The sequence below is a fragment of the Mycobacterium sp. E3305 genome (assembly GCF_001666785.1).
GTDB lineage: Bacteria > Actinomycetota > Actinomycetes > Mycobacteriales > Mycobacteriaceae > Mycobacterium.
Genome location: NZ_LZJA01000256.1, coordinates 1 through 1,031 on the forward strand (window position 1 = coordinate 1; position 1,031 = coordinate 1,031).

General features: G+C 68.3%; 2 protein-coding genes. One reads left to right on the forward strand and one right to left on the reverse strand.

Annotation, left to right across the window (positions count from 1 at the left end):
* Positions 1 to 9: 9 nt before the first annotated feature.
* Positions 10 to 441: a hypothetical protein gene (locus tag A5701_RS23305; RefSeq protein WP_067759855.1), complete on the reverse strand. Its 432-nt coding sequence runs from the start codon at positions 439 to 441 to the stop codon at positions 10 to 12.
* 221 nt (positions 442 to 662) lie between these two features.
* Here A5701_RS23305 and A5701_RS23310 point away from each other — a divergent pair.
* Positions 663 to 1,031, forward strand: a 369-nt coding sequence (locus tag A5701_RS23310; protein WP_156670233.1) for a hypothetical protein, incomplete at its 3' end; no start/stop codon positions are given.

The following is a 1,031-nucleotide window of genomic DNA, read 5'->3' on the forward strand; positions in this document are numbered from 1 at the left end:
CCCCTCGTCTCACCGGGTCTCGTCGTTCCGTAACCGTCGGGCCGAGATGCATTGCGCGACAGCGTCGTACCCTTCGTCCAGCGCTACCATTCCCCGATTGGTGGGATGCCAATTGTCGGGCTTTCCCTCGCCCCCGACGCTCAGGTACACCAGTTCGCTGTGCTCTAACACCTGCAGGGCCTCGCGCACGGGCGCGACCAGCCTCTTGAAGCTCATGGCTCGCTGACCGCGGGAGGTGAACTCCGCCCGGCGGGCCACCCATTTGATGAAGTCGTACTGGGTCAACGGTTTGCCGCGCTTGGGCCCGTCGGGCCCGAATGCGGCCATGAGTTGCGCGGCCAGCTCCTCCGTCGGCGGCAGTGCGACCAGGCGGGCGAACTCGGCGTCTCTGGCGCGCCGTGCCTCGACCCGCGCCGCCTTCAGGGTCCCCAACAATGACACGGCAGTCCTCTCACGTCCGATTTCCCGAGCGCTCGCAACCTACTATGCGCCAGCGCACCGCTTCAGCGCATGAGGTATTCGCCGCATATTCGGCCCGGGGCGAAGAACGCGTGGGGTCGCGGAGAAAAAGGTTCCGAAAATGTGTCCGCGCCGTCCGGGCCGGCCGATCCTACCTGTGACGGCGGCCCACCAGGGCCGCGAGCAGAGTGAAGGAACACGCCATGAGCACCATCGAAGACTTCAGGTCGACGACTTTCGCCGCCACCCCGTACGAGGATCTCACCGTCGCCGAGGCGTGGGCGTCGAGCCCGCTTGGCGACCCCGAGATCGAGGACGGCTCGCTGTCTGGACCCGTCGCGCCTGAGGACCCTGCGGCCACGACCGTGACCGCGAAGCCACGCTCGGGGGGAACGAAGGCGCTGGTCGCCGGGGCCGTGGTCGCGGCGCTCGGAGCGATCGCCGGACTCGGCCTGGTGCTCATCGACGGGTACGGCGCCAAAGAGCAGAAGCCTGCCGTCGTGGTTCCGAATTCCAGTGTCGGTTCGGCGATGCCGCAGGCGCCCGGCGCGGTCGCGCCCCCGCGCGTTGCA